General features: G+C 66.9%; 18 protein-coding genes. 10 read left to right on the top strand and 8 right to left on the bottom strand.

The window, feature by feature from the left end:
• Positions 1-116: 116 nt before the first annotated feature.
• The 3 genes from AC1RVW_RS20470 to AC1RVW_RS20460 are packed head-to-tail and all read right to left on the bottom strand — an operon-like array spanning position 117 to position 4494.
• On the bottom strand, positions 117-1478 hold the full coding sequence (locus AC1RVW_RS20470) for a sigma-54-dependent transcriptional regulator (protein ID WP_493202124.1): 1362 nt from the start codon (positions 1476-1478) through the stop codon (positions 117-119).
• Entirely contained in the window at positions 1463-2923 is a 1461-nt protein-coding gene (locus AC1RVW_RS20465) for a sensor histidine kinase (protein ID WP_493202122.1), read from the bottom strand. The genes AC1RVW_RS20470 and AC1RVW_RS20465 overlap by 16 nt, the downstream gene beginning before the upstream one ends.
• A gap of 38 nt (positions 2924-2961) precedes the next feature.
• Positions 2962-4494: a class I adenylate-forming enzyme family protein gene (locus tag AC1RVW_RS20460; RefSeq protein WP_493202163.1), complete on the bottom strand. Its 1533-nt coding sequence runs from the start codon at positions 4492-4494 to the stop codon at positions 2962-2964.
• 194 nt (positions 4495-4688) lie between these two features.
• Here AC1RVW_RS20460 and AC1RVW_RS20455 point away from each other — a divergent pair, with 194 nt between their 5' ends.
• Both AC1RVW_RS20455 and AC1RVW_RS20450 read left to right on the top strand, forming a co-directional pair.
• The gene (locus AC1RVW_RS20455) at positions 4689-4931 is read left to right on the top strand and encodes a GlsB/YeaQ/YmgE family stress response membrane protein (protein ID WP_081266107.1); all 243 of its coding nucleotides are present in this window, start codon (positions 4689-4691) and stop codon (positions 4929-4931) included.
• A gap of 13 nt (positions 4932-4944) precedes the next feature.
• On the top strand, positions 4945-5439 hold the full coding sequence (locus tag AC1RVW_RS20450) for a hypothetical protein (RefSeq protein WP_285413160.1): 495 nt from the start codon (positions 4945-4947) through the stop codon (positions 5437-5439).
• Between the two features lie 20 nt (positions 5440-5459).
• Here AC1RVW_RS20450 and lipA read toward each other — a convergent pair whose 3' ends face one another.
• Genes lipA through AC1RVW_RS20425 form a run of 5 tightly spaced genes read right to left on the bottom strand, consistent with a single transcriptional unit; the run spans position 5460 to position 9594 of the window.
• Positions 5460-6461 carry a lipoyl synthase gene (lipA, locus tag AC1RVW_RS20445; protein WP_106936598.1) on the bottom strand — a complete coding sequence of 334 codons (1002 nt, stop codon included), beginning with the start codon at positions 6459-6461 and terminating at the stop codon, positions 5460-5462.
• A 7-nt stretch (positions 6462-6468) separates the two neighbouring features.
• Positions 6469-7197 (bottom strand): lipoyl(octanoyl) transferase LipB, encoded by a 729-nt coding sequence (gene lipB / locus AC1RVW_RS20440; RefSeq protein ID WP_493202119.1) that lies wholly within the window; start codon positions 7195-7197, stop codon positions 6469-6471.
• A complete protein-coding gene (locus AC1RVW_RS20435) occupies positions 7194-8399 on the bottom strand; it encodes an MBL fold metallo-hydrolase (protein ID WP_493202117.1) in 1206 nt (401 codons plus the stop codon). Before AC1RVW_RS20435 ends, lipB begins: the two co-directional genes overlap by 4 nt.
• Positions 8396-8704 carry a YbeD family protein gene (locus AC1RVW_RS20430; RefSeq protein ID WP_081266103.1) on the bottom strand — a complete coding sequence of 103 codons (309 nt, stop codon included), beginning with the start codon at positions 8702-8704 and terminating at the stop codon, positions 8396-8398. Before AC1RVW_RS20430 ends, AC1RVW_RS20435 begins: the two co-directional genes overlap by 4 nt.
• Complete coding sequence (locus AC1RVW_RS20425; protein ID WP_493202115.1) at positions 8701-9594, bottom strand: D-amino acid aminotransferase; 894 nt, start codon at positions 9592-9594, stop codon at positions 8701-8703. Before AC1RVW_RS20425 ends, AC1RVW_RS20430 begins: the two co-directional genes overlap by 4 nt.
• Positions 9595-9751: 157 nt before the next feature.
• On the opposite strand from AC1RVW_RS20425, the gene AC1RVW_RS20420 reads away from it, so the two are divergent.
• From AC1RVW_RS20420 to AC1RVW_RS20385, 8 genes are all read left to right on the top strand, one after another.
• Positions 9752-10237, top strand: a complete 486-nt coding sequence (locus tag AC1RVW_RS20420; RefSeq protein ID WP_081266101.1) for an ATP synthase subunit I — start codon at positions 9752-9754, stop codon at positions 10235-10237.
• 4 nt (positions 10238-10241) lie between these two features.
• Complete coding sequence (gene atpB, locus AC1RVW_RS20415; RefSeq protein WP_081266100.1) at positions 10242-11111, top strand: F0F1 ATP synthase subunit A; 870 nt, start codon at positions 10242-10244, stop codon at positions 11109-11111.
• A gap of 60 nt (positions 11112-11171) precedes the next feature.
• Entirely contained in the window at positions 11172-11435 is a 264-nt protein-coding gene (gene atpE, locus AC1RVW_RS20410; RefSeq protein WP_019657641.1) for a F0F1 ATP synthase subunit C, read from the top strand.
• Positions 11436-11517: 82 nt separating this feature from the next.
• Positions 11518-11988, top strand: a complete 471-nt coding sequence (locus AC1RVW_RS20405) for a F0F1 ATP synthase subunit B (RefSeq protein WP_081266099.1) — start codon at positions 11518-11520, stop codon at positions 11986-11988.
• Positions 11989-11996: 8 nt separating this feature from the next.
• Positions 11997-12527 carry a F0F1 ATP synthase subunit delta gene (locus tag AC1RVW_RS20400; protein ID WP_081266098.1) on the top strand — a complete coding sequence of 177 codons (531 nt, stop codon included), beginning with the start codon at positions 11997-11999 and terminating at the stop codon, positions 12525-12527.
• Between the two features lie 38 nt (positions 12528-12565).
• On the top strand, positions 12566-14179 hold the full coding sequence (gene atpA, locus AC1RVW_RS20395) for a F0F1 ATP synthase subunit alpha (protein WP_106936601.1): 1614 nt from the start codon (positions 12566-12568) through the stop codon (positions 14177-14179).
• Positions 14180-14200: 21 nt separating this feature from the next.
• Positions 14201-15076, top strand: coding sequence for a F0F1 ATP synthase subunit gamma (gene atpG, locus AC1RVW_RS20390; protein WP_081266096.1), 876 nt, complete (start codon positions 14201-14203; stop codon positions 15074-15076).
• A 95-nt stretch (positions 15077-15171) separates the two neighbouring features.
• Positions 15172-15552 carry a hypothetical protein gene (locus tag AC1RVW_RS20385; RefSeq protein WP_285413152.1) on the top strand — a complete coding sequence of 127 codons (381 nt, stop codon included), beginning with the start codon at positions 15172-15174 and terminating at the stop codon, positions 15550-15552.
• Positions 15553-15608: the final 56 nt, after the last annotated feature.

Here is a 15608-nt window from a genome sequence, read left to right as displayed (position 1 = left end):
TCTCACACAACGTGCCAGCCCATGAATCCTTTCAAATCAACAACTTGCGAGCATCACGCTGCTTGGCGCCGCATGATCCGGAGACACCGGGTGTCCGGTTTGCGGACACCCGTGGCTCATTCAAGGCCGTACTGCGCCAGTTTTCGATACAGCAGCTGCCGGTGAATGCCCAGCCGGCGTGCCGTTTCGGCGCGATTGCCCTGCGTCTGCGCCAGCGCGTGCGCGATCAGCAGGCGCTCCAGCCGCTCGACGGCGGCGGGCAGCTCGCCCTCGAGCCAGTCGGCAGGCAGCGTGGCGGGTGCTTCGCCGGGAGCCGGGGCTCCGAGCGCGAGGTCCAGGTCCGCGCCGCCGATCACGCGGTGCCGCACCAGCGCATGGCAGCGTTCCATCACGTTGCGCAGCTCCCGCACGTTGCCCGGCCACGGGTGGCTCAGCAGCCGCTGCGCCGCCTCGGCCGACAGCGCCTTGGACACGGCATCGGGTGCGCCTTGCAGCGCGGCGCGGCGCAGGAAGTGCTCCGCCAGCGGAATGATGTCCGCCAGCCGTTCGCGCAGCGGCGGCATGCGGATCGACAGCACGTCGAGCCGGTACAGCAGGTCTTCCCGGAAGCGTCCTTCGCGCACGGCGGCGGCCAGGTCGCGGTGGGTGGCCGCGACCACGCGCACGTCGACCTTCACCGTCCTGTGGCTGCCCAGCGGCGTGACCTCGCCCTCCTGCAGGGCGCGCAGGATCTTGGCCTGCACGTCCAGCGCCATGTCGCCGATCTCGTCGAGCAGCAGCACGCCGCCGTCGGCCGCGCGAAAGCACCCGGGCCGCTCGCCGGTGGCGCCCGTGAAGGCGCCGCGCACATGGCCGAAGAGCTCGCTTTCGAGCAGCTCCTTCGGAATGGCCGAGCAGTTGACGGCCACGAAAGGCTGCCCGGCGCGGGCCGAATGGCGGTGCAGGGCGCGCGCCACCATTTCCTTGCCGGTGCCCGTTTCGCCGAGCACCAGCACCGGCATCGAATTGGCGGCCGCCAGGCCGATGCGCTTGTGTACCTCGCGCATGGCCTGGCTCGGGCCGATCAGGTCGCTGTCGTCGTCCGCTGCCGCCGTGGCGGACGGCAGGGCCGCCGTTTGCTGCTGCAGCGCGCGTTCCAGCACCTCGCGCACCGCCTCGCGGCTGATGGGCTTGGCCAGGTGGTCGAAGGCGCCCAGGCGCATCGCCTCGATGGTGTTGCCCGCGCTCGAAAAGGCCGTGAGCACGATCACCGGCGGCAGCCGCGCCAGGCGCGCCTGCAGGGCGGCGAGCGTCTGCAGGCCGTCCATGCCGGGCATGCGGTGGTCGAGGAACACGGCGTCGAAGCGTTCGCGCGAGGCCGTCTCGATGGCCTCGGCGCCGCTGGCGACCGGGACCGTTTCATGGCCCAGGCCCTGCAGCGTCTCGGCCAGCGTGTCGCGGAAGGCGTCGTCGTCGTCGACGATCAGGAGATGCGCCATGGAAGCTCCAGTTCGAATCGGGCGCCCGGCGTCAGCGGCACGTGGCGCAGATCGCCGCCGTGCGCCAGCGCCACCTCGCGCGCCAGCGCCAGGCCCAGCCCGGTGCCGTCGGCGCGCCCGGTGGCAAATGGCTCGAACAGGCTGGCCTGCAGCGATTCGGGCACGCCGGGGCCGTCGTCGTCCACGCGGATGGCCAGCGTGCGCGCGTCGGGCTGCAGGGCCGAAAGCACCACGTGGCCGCCGCGCGGCGCATGGCGCACCGCGTTGTCGAGCAGGTTGTCGACCGCGCGCGCCAGATGCACCGGGTCGAAGGTGGCGCTGGTGGGCTGGTCGTGATGCAGCGTGACCTGCACGCCGGCGGCATCGGCCTTGGGCGCCACGGCGGCCACGCGCTCGTCGAGCCAGCGGTGCAGCACCACTTCCACCGGCGCCAGCGCCACCGGCTGCACCAGCGCCAGCAGGCTCTGCACCAGGCCGTCGAGCCGGTCGATCTGGCCGACGATGGCCTGCAGCGCGGCGCCCTGCCGCTCGGGCGTGGCGGCCAGGGCGTTCTCGGCCTTCAGCCGCATGGTGGCGATGGGGTTGCGGATCTCGTGGGCGATGCCGCCCGTCATGCGGCCCAGCGCGGCCAGGCGCTGGTCGCGGCTGCGCTGCTGGGCGGCCGCGCGCAGATGCGTGCGGGCCTCCTCGAAGCGCAGCCGGTAGTGGTTGAAGCCGTCGACGATGCGGTCGAGCTCGCGCACGCCGGTGCGGGGGAGTTCGGGCACGGCGCCGCCGTCGGCGTCGGCCTGGGCCAGCCGGCTTTCCAGGCGCTGCACATGGCGCAGCCCGCGCAGCAGGATGAAGCCCAGCCACAGGCCCGAGGCCAGCACCAGCACCAGCAACACGCCCAGGCCGGTGCGCAGGCTGTCCTGCGCGGCCAGCGCGCCGCCGCTGGTGCGGGTCATGGTCCAGGCGGCCAGGTCATTGCGCGGGGTTGCCAGCGGGCAGGCCGAGACGATCAGCGCCTCGCGGCTGCCGCGCACCACGTCGGTCTGCGGCTGCTGCGTGCGCGCCGAGAGCTGCGCCAGCTCGGCGATCAGCGGCTGCTCGGCCGCGGGCACGTCGCGCTTGACGCCGCTGCCTTCGTAGGTGGGGTAGGCGTAGGCCAGGTGGCCGCCGCCGGCCTGCCATACGCCGCCCTCGACATGCGGCGCCTCTATCAGCACCAGCTGCAGCAGCACCTGCAGCAGGTCGACCTGCGGCTGGGCGGTCGGGGGGGCGGTGGCCGAGCGGGCATAGCGCGCCGCGATGGACCGGCACGACTGTTCGGTGGCGGTGCGCCCCGCCGCCACCTGCGCGCCCGCGCTGCTGCGGTACAGCGTGAGCATGACCACCGCCAGCGTGGCGCACATGCCGAACAACAGCACCCAGAAAAAGAGCAACTGACCGCGTAGAGATTTCATCTGCCGCAATCGTGCCCTGTTTTCAGGGCGGCGACGCGTCAGCCGTGATCGCGTTCACGCAATTCGCGCTTCAGTACCTTGCCGATCGCGCTGCGCGGCAGCTCGTCGATGAAGCTCAGCCGCGCCAGCCGCTGGGTCTTGCCGAGCTGGTCGTTGGTCCATTGCAGCAGCGCGGCCTCGGTGGTGGCGTCGCCCTCGCGGCGCACCACGAAGGCCACCGGGGTCTCGCCCCACTGCTGCGACGGCACGCCGACCACGGCCGCGTCGGCCACCGCCGCATGGCCGCGCAGCACCGCCTCGAGGTCGCTGGGATAGATGTTGAAGCCGCCGCTGATGATCATGTCTTTCTTGCGGTCGAACAGCGTGAGGAAGCCCTCGGCGTCGAAGCGGCCCACGTCGCCGGTGCGGATGAAGCGCTTGCCGGTGGCGTCGAACCACTCGGCCTCGCGTGTCTTCTCGGGCTGGCGGTGGTAGCCGGTCATCATGCCGGCCGAGTGGCCCACCACCTCGCCGGCCACCTCGGTGTTGTCGCGCGGCAGTTCGTTGCCCTGCTCGTCGATCAGGCGGATGTCGCTGCCCTCGGCGGGGCGGCCCACGGTGTGCAGCTTGGCCGGGTTCAGGTGCGCTTCCAGGATGCAGGTGCCGCCGCCTTCGGTCATGCCGTAGAACTCGACCAGCCCGCCGGGCCAGCGCTTGAGCACGTCGGCCTTGAGCGCGGCGCTGAAGGGCGCACTGGTGCTGAACTTGTGGCGGAAGGCGGACAGGTCGTGCTCGTCGAAGCGCGGGTGCGCCATCAGCCGCTGGTACTGCACCGGCACGAGCATGGTGTGCGTCACGCGGCGCTGCGCGGCCAGCTGCAGGTAGCCGAGCGCGTCGAACTTGGGCATCAGCACCACGCAGCCGCCGAAGGCGATGGTGGGGAAGAACACCACCAGCGTGGTGTTGGAGTAGAGCGGCGTCGACAGCAGCGTGACGGTGTCGGGGCTGTACTCGTACTTGGCGCCGCGCTGCACATGGGCCCAGCGCATGCCGTGGCCCTGCACGATGCCCTTGGGCTCGCCGGTGGTGCCCGACGAATAGATGATGTTGAACGCCCACGCGGGCTGCGCCTCCACGGGCGCGGGCTGCGTGCCCGCCGGCGCGAGCCAGCCTTCGAAGCCGCGGCCCACGGCGGAACCGTCGAGCGCGACGCGGGCGATGCCGCCTTCCCTGGCGGGGCCGATCACCTCGGCCGCCGATGCGTCGCTGAACAGGATGCGCGCCTCGGCGTCGTCGATCATGCGGGCCAGGCTGGCCGGTGTGGAGCCGGGCGCCAGCGGTGCCACCGCCACGCCCGCGCGCAGCGCGCCCAGGAACACCGCCGCATAGTTGACCGACGAAGACGCGCATATCGCGATGGCGTCGCCGGGCTTGAGGCCGTCGCGCTGCAGGCTGGCCGCGATGCGGTCCATCAGCGCGTCCAGCGCGCGGTAGTCCAGCGTGCGCTGGGCGTCGGCCAGCGCAGCGTTCCCGGGCGTGTGTTGCGCATGGAGACGGACCAGGTCGGCGATGGCGCCGAAGTTGCGTTCCATCGCGGCTTGAACGGCAGGGTGCGTTTGCAAAGTCATTCCTTCTTCTTGACCAACCAAAGGGCAGGATAGCGAAATGTTCACGCTTTCGGCCAGCGCCTTGGCGACCTCGAGCCTGCAGGGCGCAGCCGTCAGCCAGCGCTCAGGATGGGCGGTCCACGATGCCCTCGTCACCATCAGCAAACAGGGAGCTTCTCGTGCACATCATCTGGACGATCCTGATCGGTTTCATCGCGGGGCTGATCGCCCGCGCGGTCCTGCCGGGCAACAACTCGATGGGGTTCATCCTCACGGTCATCCTGGGCATCGCCGGTTCGCTGGTGGCGACCTATGCAGGACAGGCCCTGGGGCTGTACGCTGCGGGCGCGGGCGCCGGCTTCATCGCCTCCGTGATCGGCGCGGCCCTGCTGCTCGGGGTCTGGCATCTCGTGACCCGCTGACAAGGAGTTCCACATGGGTCTACTCGACATCCTCCAGCAGGCCATCGGCGGCAACAGCAGCCCCGAGGCCCACCTCGACCAGGTCACGCAGCACGCTTCCACCGGCGAGGTCGGAGCGGGGCTCGCGGCGGCCATGCGCTCCGACCAGACGCCGCCCTTCGGCGACATGGTCGGGCAGCTGTTCGGCCAGTCGTCGCCGCAGCAGCAGGCCGGCGTGCTCAACCAGATCCTGGCCACGCTCGGGCCGGCGGCCGCGTCGGCGCTGGCGGGCGGCGTGCTCGGCCGCATGCTGCAGCCGGGCCAGACGCAGGTCACGCCCGACCAGGCCTCGCAGCTGTCACCCGCGCAGGTGACCGAAATCGCCGCGCATGCCGAGCAGCAGCACGCGGGCATCATCGACGAGGTGAGCCAGTTCTATGCGCAGCACTCGGGTCTGATCAAGACGCTGGGCGGCGCGGCGATTGCCATCGCGCTGGCGAAGATGAAAGAGAACGCCACGCGCGGCTGAGGGCCGCGCGGGCTGCCTGCTCACGCCTGGTGAGTCACGGCCTGCTGGGCCGCATGCGCCTGCTGGTCGGCGTGGTAGCTCGACCGCACCATCGCGCCCACGGCGGCGTGGCTGAAGCCCATCTTGTAGGCCTCTTCCTCGAACATCTTGAAGGTGTCGGGGTGCACGTAGCGGCGCACCGGCAGGTGCGAGCCCGACGGCGACAGGTACTGGCCGATGGTCAGCATGTCGATGTCGTGCGCGCGCATGTCGCGCATGACCTGCAGGATTTCTTCATCGGTCTCGCCCAGGCCGACCATGATGCCGCTCTTGGTCGGCACGCCGGGGTGCAGCGCCTTGAACTTCTTCAGCAGGTTCAGGCTGAACTGGTAGTCGCTGCCGGGACGCGCTTCCTTGTAGAGGCGCGGCGCGGTTTCCAGGTTGTGGTTCATCACGTCCGGCGGCGCGGCCTTGAGGATTTCCAGCGCGCGGTCGTCGCGGCCGCGGAAGTCGGGCACCAGGATCTCGATCTGCGTCATCGGCGAGAGCTCGCGGATGTTCCTGATGCAGTCGACGAAGTGCTGGCTGCCGCCGTCGCGCAGGTCGTCGCGGTCGACGCTGGTGATCACCACGTACTTCAGGCGCAGCTTGGCGATGGTCTTGGCAAGGTTGAGCGGCTCGTCCTTGTCGAGCGGATCGGGGCGGCCGTGGCCCACGTCGCAGAACGGGCAGCGGCGCGTGCACTTGTCGCCCATGATCATGAAGGTGGCGGTGCCGTTGCCGAAGCATTCGCCGATGTTCGGGCACGAGGCTTCTTCGCACACGGTATGCAGGTTGCTTTCGCGCAGGATCTGCTTGATCTCGTAGAAGCGCGTGGTCGGGCTGCCGGCCTTGACGCGGATCCAGTCGGGCTTCTTGAGCACCTCGCCGCCCTGCACCACCTTGACGGGGATGCGCGAGAGCTTGGCCGCCGCTTTCTGCTTGGCCAGGGGGTTGTAGTTTTCGGCGCTTTGCGCGTCGCGGACGACTTCTGTGGTGCTCATTGGTATGTCAAGGCGCCAGGAAGGCGCGGAGCTTCTGGCTCAGCACCGTGGCGGCTTCTTCCCATGTGGTTTGAATGCCGATTGTAGAAAGGTCGACCGTTTGCAGCCCCGCGTAGCCGCAAGGGTTGATGCGCGAGAAGGGTTCGAGGTCCATTTCGACGTTGAGCGCCACGCCGTGGTAAGTGGCGTGGCGGCTCACCTTGATGCCCAGCGCGGCGATCTTGCCGAGGCCCCGGAACGGGTCGGCGGCGGGCAGCGGGCCGGCCAGGGCTGAACCAGGCAAAGGCGATGCCTTCAGCATCGCGTGCGAGAACGGGTCGTCCAGGCGCACGTAGATGCCCGGCGCGCCCGGCACGCGGTGGCCGGTCACGCCGAAGTGGGCGAGGGTGCGCAGCACCGATTCCTCGATGCGGTAGACGTATTCCTTCACGAAATAGCCGGCGCGCCGCAGGTCTATCAGCGGATAGGCCACCACCTGGCCGGGGCCGTGGAAGGTGACCTGGCCGCCGCGGTCGGTCTGCACGACGGGAATGGCGCCGGGGTTCAGGAGGTGGTCCTGCCTGCCGGCAATGCCCTGGGTGAACACCGGCGCGTGCTCGCAGATCCACAGCGCGTCGGGCGTCTCGGGCGTGCGCTCGAGCGTGAACTGCTTCATGGCCGCGAAAGTGGTCGCGTAGTCGACGCGGCCCATCGGATGCAGCTCGATGGCGGGAACGGTGGCGGCGGTGTCTGTCATGGCGTGGCCTGCCGCGCGGGCAGCTTGCGGGTCTCGCCGATGGCGAGCGTGAAGAAGGCGTCGTCCGCCACGCCCTGGGCCTTGCGGGCTGCGGCAAGGTCCTTGGGCGGCTGGTCGAGCGCTTCGTCGGTGAGCGAGAAGGTGCCCCAGTGCACGCCCAGGCTGCGCCTGGCGTGCAGCTCGCGGTGGATGCGCACGCTTTCGTCGGGGTTGACGTGCTGGTCCTTCATGAACCAGCGGGGCTCGTAGGCGCCGACGGGCAGCAGCGCGAGGTCGAAGCCGCCGCCCTGCGCGTCGGCCTGGCGCGGCGCGAGACGGGCCTGGATGTCGGCGAAATCCTTCGAGTAGCCGGTGTCGCCGGAATAGAACACGTGCAGCTTCGGCGAAAGCAGCGCGAAGCCGCCCCAGAGCGTCTTCATGCGGTCGCCAAGACCGCGGGCGCTCCAGTGCTGCGCGGGTGTCAGGAACACCTGCACCGCGTCGCTGTTGGCGCCAGCGTCGATGCCCGCGCCGTTGCGCTGGACGAGCGGCTGTGCGGAAGCTGCCGAAGGCGTGGCAGGCAGCGTGACGCTGTCCCACCAGTCGAGTTCGACCGCGTTCGTGACGCCGCGCTCCGCGAGCCACGGCTTGATGCCCAGCGGCACCACGAACAGCGGCGGGCCGCCGGCCTGCGCATTCAGCGCCTTCACGCTGTCCTCGTCGAGGTGGTCGTAGTGGTTGTGGCTGACCAGCACGAGGTCGATGCGCGGCAGGTCCTTCAGGGCCACGCCGGGCGGCTGGAAGCGCTTCGGTCCCGCGAAAGAGACGGGCGAGGCGCGCTCGCCGAACACCGGATCGGTCAGCACGTTGAGGCTGCCGTTCGCGGTCGGCACCTGCACCAGCACGGTGGCGTGGCCGATGAAGGTGGCGGCGGGCCGGGCCTTTGCGCCGGTGTTCGACGCAATGAAGGCGAGGTCTGGCGCGACCACCGGCGGTGGCGCTTCGGACGCGGGCGGCAGGCCCTTGAACCACGAAGGAATCTGCCAGCCCAGCAGCACGTCGGTGAAGAAATTCTTGGGCTTGAAGTCGACGTAGTTGTCCTGGAAGCCGTCGGGCCGGTGGTGTCTGCGGCTGGCGTCGTAGTACGGGTTCGGCGGCGTCGAGCAGGCGGCCAGCAGGCCACCCGCGCAGAGCGCCGCCGCGACGTGCCGCAGGCGGGTCAAAGCACGACCTTGACCTGCGGGTGCGACGACAGCGCGCGGTACAGGTCGTCGAGCTGTTCGCGGCTGGTGGCCGTGACGGTGATGGTCACGCCGAGGTAGTTGCCGGCCTTGCTGTCGCGCAGCTCGACGGTGGTGGCGTCGAAGGTGGGGTCGAAGCGCTCGGCGATCTGCGTGACGGCGTGCACGAAGCCGTCGACCTTGGCGCCCATCACCTTGATCGGGAACTGCGAGGGGTACTCGATCAGCGACTCCTTGCGCGGGTCGGGGATCGAGGTGGTTTCGGTGGTGGTCGTGTTGTCGGTCATGCCGGGACTCCGTGCTTCTGTGCGTTGCGTAGCTTGGCCTCCTGGTAGGCCGCGTACAAGCTCTTGTAGATGGGGCCGGGGCGGCCGTTGCCAATAGCCTTGCCGTCGAGCGTGACCACGGGCAGCAGCTCCTTGCTGGCCGAGGAGATCAGCAGCTCGTCGGCGGCGAACACCTCGTCGCGCGAGATGCGGCGCAGCGTGAAAGGAATGCCATGCTCCTCGCACAGGCGCTCCAGCAGGCCATAGCGGATGCCGGTCAGCACGAGGTTGTCCCTGGGCGGGCCGGCGAGCACGCCGTCCTTCACGATCCACACATTGCTCGACGAGGCTTCGCTGAGCCATTCGCCGCGGAACATGATGGTCTCGGCCGCGCCGGCTTCCACGCTGATCTGCCGCGCGAGCACGGCGCCCAGCAGGCTGGTGCTCTTGATGTGGGCCTTCTGCCAGCGGAAGTCTTCCGCCGTCACGCAGGCCACGCCCTTGGCGCGCACGGCCTCGGAGATGGGCGGCAGCGGGTTCACCATCACGAACACCGTGGGGCGAATGCCGCGCACCATGGCGTGGTCGCGCGGCGCCACGCCGCGTGTCACCTGAAAGTAAACGGATTGTGGCGCTTCGCCGCCGGGAGCGACCAGCCGCATCACGATCTCGCGCCACTGCGCGAGCGAGAGCGGGTTCTCGATCTGCAGCTCTGCGAGCGAGCGGTCGAGCCGGGCCATGTGCTCCTCGAAACAGAAGGGCTGGCCGAAGTAGACGGGGACGTATTCGTAGATGCCGTCGCCGAAAATGAAGCCGCGGTCCAGGACGCTGATCTTCGCGTCGCGCAGCGCGGTGTACTCGCCATCGAGGTAACAAAGCGTGGCGGGCAGGGCGTCGGTGATAGGGTGCATGCAGGAATTATGGTTGCGTGCGCCGGGTCGGGCTCGCGTCAGGGAATGCAGGAGCGATTTGCATGCGCGACACGTGGGGTGGCGGGATGGGTTGGGTTTTTACTTATAATCAATGGCTTTGTAGAAATTCTGGGTCGTCATCCGGGCTTCATTCAAAATGAAAACAATCGCCCGACAAGACTCGGAGGTCGCTGAAGACCTCGACGCAGAATTCAAGCCGTTGACCGCCGAGGAGGCGCGTGAACTGCGTGCAAAGAACCCTTCGATCTCCCCCTGGCGGGTGGTCGCGGGGCAGTTGGTTGTCGGTCTGCTGGTGGCTCTGGCCATCTGGGGGCTGACGGGGAGGCAAAATCTGGGTTGGTCCGCCGCTTACGGTGCGATCGCGGTGGTCATTCCATCGGCGGTGTTCGCACGGGGGCTGACCGGTCGGTTTTCTTCCCTGAATCCGGGTACTGCGGTGTTCGGGTTCTTCCTGTGGGAAATGGTCAAGATGGCCTTGTCTGTGGCGATGCTGATCGCTGCGCCAAGGCTGATTACGGCGCTGAGCTGGCCAGCAATGCTGGTCGGCCTGGTGGTGACAATGAAGGCGGCCTGGTTGGCGGTGATGTTCTCGCCCCGGCGCCGGAAACAGAGAGACGAGTAACGGAATGGCTGCTGAAAACGCTGCGGAACATAGTCAGACCGCGGGTGAATACATCGTTCACCACTTGACGCACCTGCAAAGCTCCAAGCCTGGAGGTGTGGCTGACTTTACGGTTTTCAATTTCGACTCGCTCTTCTTCTCGATCTCGCTCGGCATCCTGGGCTGCTGGCTGCTGTGGCTTGCCGCCCGCAAGGCCACTTCGGGCGTTCCCGGCCGTTTTCAAGCGGCGGTCGAGTTGCTGGTCGAAATGGTCGACCAGCAGGCCAAGGGCATCGTCCACAACGCCACGAGCCGCAAGTTCGTGGCCCCGCTGGCACTCACGATCTTCGTCTGGATCTTCCTGCTGAACGCGATGGACCTGTTCCCGGTCGATCTGTTCCCGGCCATCTGGGCCAAGATCTTCGGCCTCGCCGGCGAAGACCCGCACCACGCCTACCTGCGCGTCGTGCCCACGGCCGACCTCTCGGTGACCATGGGCATGTCGGTGGCCGTGCTGCTGATCTGCATCTACTACAACATCAAGATCAAGGGCGCTGGCGGCTGGGTGCACGAGCTATTCACCGCCCCCTTCGGCAACCACTGGGCGCTGTACCCCTTCAACTTCGCCATGCAGATGATCGAGTTCGTCGCCAAGACGGTCTCGCACGGCATGCGGTTGTTCGGCAACATGTACGCCGGTGAACTGATCTTCCTGCTGATCGCCCTGATGGGCGGTGCCTGGTCCATGTCGGCCACCGGCATCGGCCTGGCCATCGGCCACATCATCGCGGGCACGGCCTGGGCCATCTTCCACATCCTGATCATCACGTTGCAAGCCTTCGTGTTCATGATGCTGACGCTGGTCTACATCGGCCAGGCCCACGATCACCACTGATCATCAGTTTTCGTTTCTGTTTTTGTTTTTCTCTTCAACCAAAGTCCTCTAGGAGTCATCATGGAAGTTATTAGCTTTGTTGCACTGGCCGCCGGCCTGATCATCGGTCTGGGCGCTGTTGGCGCATGTATCGGCATCGGCATCATGGGCAGCAAGTACCTCGAGTCGGCCGCACGTCAGCCCGAACTCATGGGTGAACTCCAAACCAAGATGTTCCTGCTGGCTGGTCTGATCGACGCCGCTTTCATTATCGGTACCGGTATCGCCCTGTGGTTCGCAACGGCCAACCCGTTCCTGTCGCAAATCGCCAACCTGCCGAAGTAAGTCTTTCTCGTCGGACCTGCGTCGTCGTTCTCTAGAGCCCCTAGCGAATGGCTTCGATTCAATCCCATAGAGAGGGTGAAAAGTGAGCATTACCGGTACCCTGATCGTTCAGATGATCGTGTTCCTGATCCTGGTCGGGTTCACGATGAAGTACGTGTGGCCGCCGATCGCGAAGGCGTTGGACGACCGCGCTGCGAAGATCGCCGAAGGCCTCGCTGCCGCCGACAAGGCCAAGTCCGAGCTGACCGCCGCCAACAAGCGCGTGGAAGCCGAACTGGGCCAGGCACGCAACGAGTCCGCACAGCGTCTTGCCGACGCCGAACGTCGCGCCCAGGCCATCGTTGAAGAGGCCAAGGCCCGCGCGACCGAGGAAGGCAACAAGATCGTTGCAGCCGCACGCGTCGAAGCCGACCAGCAGGCACTGAAGGCCCGTGAGGCCCTGCGCGAGCAGGTCGCCGCGCTGGCCGTCAAGGGCGCGGAGCAGATTCTGCGCAAGGAAGTGAATGCAGGCGTTCACGCCGATTTGCTCGCCCGTCTGCAGACCGAACTCTGATAGAAGCCATGGCAGAACTCGCCACCATTGCACGCCCCTACGCCGAGGCGCTCTTCAAGGCGTCGTCGTCCGACCTCGCCGGCACCAGCGCCTGGCTCGAAAAGGTTGCCGCCATCGCGGCCAGCCCGGAGCTCAAGCAGTTCGCCGAGAACCCCAAGGCCACGGCCGAACAGGTGATCGGCGTGGTCGCCGGTGCATTCGGTGCACCGCTCGCCGCTCCCGCCCAGAACTTCCTGGGTGCGCTCCTCGAGAACGGACGTTTTTCGGTGCTGCCGGAAATTGCGAAGCAGTTCCGGGCACTGGCCAACGCGAAGAGCGGTTCGTCCGACGCCGTTGTCTACAGCGCCTTCCCGATCGATGCCGCGGCCCTCGCCAACGTGTCGGCCGCGCTCGAAAAGCGTTTCGGTCGCAAGCTCCAGGTCACGGTCCAGCAAGAGCCGGAACTGATCGGTGGCATTCGTGTGGTGGTCGGCGACGAGGTGCTCGACACCTCCGTCAAAGCGCGCCTTGAACAAATGAAAGTTGCGCTGGCGGCCTGACGGTCTCCATCGCCTTACAAAGAAAGAAGGAAAGAGTCATGCAACTCAATCCCGCAGAAATTTCCGAACTGATCAAGAGCCGCATCGAGGGCCTCGGGGTCAGCGCCAACATCCGCAACGAAGGCACCGTGGTTTCGGTGACTGACGGCATCGTGCGCGTGCACGGCCTGTCGGACGCGATGCAGGGCGAAATGCTCGAATTCCCGCCGAGCGCAGACGGTACGCCGTCGTTCGGCCTCGCACTGAACCTCGAGCGCGACTCCGTCGGCGCCGTGATTCTGGGCGAATACGAGCACATCTCCGAAGGCGACACCGTCAAGTGCACGGGCCGCATCCTGGAAGTGCCGGTCGGCCCCGAGCTCATCGGCCGCGTGGTGAACGCACTGGGCCAGCCGATCGACGGCAAGGGTCCCATCAACGCCAAGATGACCGACGTGATCGAGAAGGTCGCTCCGGGCGTGATCGCACGGAAGTCCGTCGACCAGCCGATGCAGACCGGCCTGAAGTCCGTCGACTCGATGGTGCCCGTCGGCCGCGGCCAGCGCGAGCTGATCATCGGCGACCGCCAGACCGGCAAGACCGCGGTGGCCATCGACGCGATCATCAACCAGAAGGGTCAGAACATGACCTGCGTCTACGTTGCGATCGGCCAGAAGGCTTCGTCGATCAAGAACGTGGTGCGCGCTCTCGAACAAGCCGGCGCGATGGACTACACCATCGTGGTGGCGGCATCGGCCTCCGAATCGGCAGCCATGCAATACGTGTCGGCCTACTCGGGCTGCACGATGGGCGAATACTTCCGCGACCGCGGCCAGGACGCACTGATCGTCTATGACGACCTGTCCAAGCAAGCCGTGGCATACCGCCAGGTCTCGCTGCTGCTGCGCCGCCCGCCAGGCCGCGAAGCCTACCCCGGCGACGTGTTCTATCTCCACAGCCGCCTGCTCGAACGCGCAGCCCGCGTGAACGCCGACTACGTCGAAGCCTTCACCAAGGGTGAAGTCAAGGGCAAGACCGGTTCGCTGACCGCACTGCCGATCATCGAAACGCAAGCCGGCGACGTGTCCGCCTTCGTTCCGACCAACGTGATCTCGATCACCGACGGCCAGATCTTCCTGGAAACCAACCTGTTCAACGCCGGTATCCGCCCCGCCATCAACGCCGGTATCTCGGTGTCGCGCGTGGGTTCGTCGGCCCAGACCAACCTGGTGAAGAACCAGTCCGGCGGTATCCGTACCGACCTGGCGCAGTACCGCGAACTCGCGGCCTTCGCCCAGTTCGCATCGGACCTGGACGAAGCCACCCGCAAGCAGCTCGACCGCGGTGCCCGCGTGACCGAACTGCTGAAGCAGACCCAGTACAGCCCGCTGCCCATCTCGCTGATGAGCGCCACGCTGTTCGCGGTGAACAAGGGCTTCATGGACGACATCGACGTCAAGAAGGTGCTCTCGTTCGAACACGGCTTCCACCAGTACCTGAAGTCGAGCCACGCCTCGCTGCTGGAAACGATGGAAAAGCACGGCGCCAAGTGGGACGTCAAGCCCGCCAAGGCCGACGACAGCGACGCCAAGAAGGCACTCAAGAAGACCTGCCAGGACGCCGAAGCCGAACTGCTTGCCGCCGCCACTTCGTTCAAGAAGTCGTTCGCCTGATCGACGCAAGAAGGAGCTCTCATGGCAGCTGGTAAGGAAATCCGCGGCAAGATCAAATCGGTGGAAAACACCAAGAAGATCACCAAGGCCATGGAAATGGTCTCGGTTTCCAAGATGCGCAAGGCGCAGGAACGCATGCGCGCCGCTCGCCCCTACAGCGAAAAAATCCGCAACATCGCGGCCAATCTCGGCAAGGCGAATCCGGAGTACACCCACGCGTTCATGAAGACGACCGAAGCCAAGGGCGTCGGTTTCATCATCGTGACCAGCGACAAGGGCCTGTGCGGCGGCTTGAACACCAACCTGCTGCGTGCAGTGACGGCCAAGCTGCGCGAAGCGCAGTCGGCCGGCAACGTGGTGGAGTCGGTGGCCATCGGCAGCAAGGGCCTGGGTTTCCTGAACCGCATCGGCGCCCGCGTGGTGGCCCATGTGACACAACTGGGCGACACGCCGCATCTCGACAAGCTCATCGGGCCGGTCAAGACGCTGCTCGACGCCTATGCGGAAGGCAAGCTGTCGGCCGTGTACCTGTGCTACACGAAGTTCATCAACACCATCAAGCAAGAGCCGATGGTGGAGCAGTTGCTGCCGCTCAAGGCCGAAACGCTGCAGACCGAGTCGGGACACCATTCGTGGGACTACATCTACGAACCCGACGCGCAAAGCGTGATCGACGAGCTGCTGGTGCGCTATGTGGAATCGCTGGTGTACCAGGCCGTGGCCGAGAACATGGCGTCCGAGCATTCGGCGCGCATGGTGGCCATGAAGGCTGCAACGGACAACGCGGGCAACGTGATCAGCGAACTGAAGCTGGTCTACAACAAGACCCGTCAGGCCGGCATCACCAAGGAACTGTCGGAGATCGTGTCCGGCGCTGCAGCCGCCGCGGGCGTTTGATGGTTGGCGGGGCAATGGAACGGGCCACATTGCCTGCCGTGCGCGCCTAGCGTGCACAGTGATTCAAGGCCTTCTTTCAAGGGGACTACGCGCAAATGAAGAAAATTCTTGCTCTGGTGGCGGTTGCTGCCGCTCTGACCGCCTGCTCCAAAAAGGAAGAGGCGCCCGCGCCTGCACCGGCTCCGGCTGCTGCACCCGCGGCGCCCGCGCCCGCTCCCGCCGCCGCAACGCCTGCAGCCCCCGCAGCGGCATCGACGGCTTCGGCCGACCTGCCGCAAGAGTGCAACGACTACCTGGCCAAGGTGCAGACCTGCGTCTCCGCGCAAAGCGGTGCAGCCGCCGACGCGATGAAGGCAAGCCTCGACCAGACCAAGGCCACCTGGGCTTCCATGGGTGCCGACAAGGCTGCGCTGGGTCAGGCCTGCAAGGCCGCCTCGGACGCATTCGCGGCGCAAGCCACGGCAATGAAGTGCTGACCTGAACTGAACCAATCAAGGGTGCCGGCCCGTCCGGCATTCTTGCAAAAGCGGCC

This window comes from Variovorax sp. MPBD4-3, from assembly GCF_058809745.1.
Note: the sequence above shows the minus strand (reverse complement) of the source record. Positions and strands in the feature narration are given on the sequence as shown.

Excerpts from the sequence above, each read along its gene's own strand:
- AC1RVW_RS20470 (WP_493202124.1), bottom strand. The coding sequence starts at position 1,478 with ATGGCGCATCTCCTGATCGTCGACGACGACGACGCCTTCCGCGACACG.
- lipB (WP_493202119.1), bottom strand. The coding sequence starts at position 7,197 with ATGACAGACACCGCCGCCACCGTTCCCGCCATCGAGCTGCATCCGATG.
- lipA (WP_106936598.1), bottom strand. The coding sequence starts at position 6,461 with ATGAGCACCACAGAAGTCGTCCGCGACGCGCAAAGCGCCGAAAACTAC.
- AC1RVW_RS20420 (WP_081266101.1), top strand. The coding sequence starts at position 9,752 with ATGAAAACAATCGCCCGACAAGACTCGGAGGTCGCTGAAGACCTCGAC.
- atpA (WP_106936601.1), top strand. The coding sequence starts at position 12,566 with ATGCAACTCAATCCCGCAGAAATTTCCGAACTGATCAAGAGCCGCATC.
- AC1RVW_RS20450 (WP_285413160.1), top strand. The coding sequence starts at position 4,945 with ATGGGTCTACTCGACATCCTCCAGCAGGCCATCGGCGGCAACAGCAGC.
- atpE (WP_019657641.1), top strand. The coding sequence starts at position 11,172 with ATGGAAGTTATTAGCTTTGTTGCACTGGCCGCCGGCCTGATCATCGGT.
- atpB (WP_081266100.1), top strand. The coding sequence starts at position 10,242 with ATGGCTGCTGAAAACGCTGCGGAACATAGTCAGACCGCGGGTGAATAC.
- AC1RVW_RS20430 (WP_081266103.1), bottom strand. The coding sequence starts at position 8,704 with ATGACCGACAACACGACCACCACCGAAACCACCTCGATCCCCGACCCG.
- AC1RVW_RS20400 (WP_081266098.1), top strand. The coding sequence starts at position 11,997 with ATGGCAGAACTCGCCACCATTGCACGCCCCTACGCCGAGGCGCTCTTC.
- AC1RVW_RS20385 (WP_285413152.1), top strand. The coding sequence starts at position 15,172 with ATGAAGAAAATTCTTGCTCTGGTGGCGGTTGCTGCCGCTCTGACCGCC.
- AC1RVW_RS20425 (WP_493202115.1), bottom strand. The coding sequence starts at position 9,594 with ATGCACCCTATCACCGACGCCCTGCCCGCCACGCTTTGTTACCTCGAT.
- AC1RVW_RS20465 (WP_493202122.1), bottom strand. The coding sequence starts at position 2,923 with ATGAAATCTCTACGCGGTCAGTTGCTCTTTTTCTGGGTGCTGTTGTTC.
- atpG (WP_081266096.1), top strand. The coding sequence starts at position 14,201 with ATGGCAGCTGGTAAGGAAATCCGCGGCAAGATCAAATCGGTGGAAAAC.
- AC1RVW_RS20460 (WP_493202163.1), bottom strand. The coding sequence starts at position 4,494 with ATGGAACGCAACTTCGGCGCCATCGCCGACCTGGTCCGTCTCCATGCG.